1 pseudogene is annotated in these 639 nt (G+C 66.5%); it reads right to left on the bottom strand.

The window, feature by feature from the left end:
- Positions 1-541: pseudogene (locus H7I41_RS22770) on the bottom strand (acyltransferase family protein); the annotation flags it as partial.
- Between the last annotated feature and the right edge of the window lie 98 nt (positions 542-639).

Genomic DNA, 639 nt, shown 5'->3' with positions numbered 1-639 from the left:
ACGCGTTCTCGGCCTGCAGCAGCGCAATGGTCAGCACGCCGAACACCGGTAGCAGAAGGATGTCCACCCGATGGATCCACTTGGCGGCCCGCCGGCTGATGACCGCCTGCTCGATCGCGACGAACAAGATCGCGGCCAGCATGCCGTAGGCGAACAGGTCGGCATTGGTCAGGAAGCTGCGACTGAACACCGCCGCCAGGTTCGGGCCCCAGTTCTGCAGCCAGATGTCGGGCATGTACCCGCTGGCCGGCGGCTCGTAGTTGTGCACGTTGACGTGGCTGTAGACGTACGGGGTGAGCAGTCGGCCGGCATAGGCGATCGCCAGCAGGATGGCCGGGGCCACCAGCGCCAGTTTCAGCGGATGCATGTTCACCCGCCCGCGCAGCGCGAACACCAGCACCCCGAGCAACGGCAGGGACAGGTAGAACGCGATCTCCAGCGTCAGCGACCAGGCAGCGCGAACACCAGTCTGCACGTAGTCGGGGATATAGGTCTGCATCAGGGTCAGGTTCGCCAGCAGCTTGCCCGGGTCGGTGATCATCCCGGTGCCGTCCCCGCTGCCGGGCACATCAGGGTCAGGTTCGCCAGCAGCTTGCCCGGGTCGGTGATCATCCCGGTGCCGTCCCCGCTGCCGGGCAC

The sequence above is a fragment of the [Mycobacterium] manitobense genome, from assembly GCF_025821665.1.
In the GTDB taxonomy this organism is placed as follows: domain Bacteria; phylum Actinomycetota; class Actinomycetes; order Mycobacteriales; family Mycobacteriaceae; genus Mycobacterium; species Mycobacterium arseniciresistens.
This window is presented reverse-complemented; position numbering and strand designations above follow the sequence as displayed.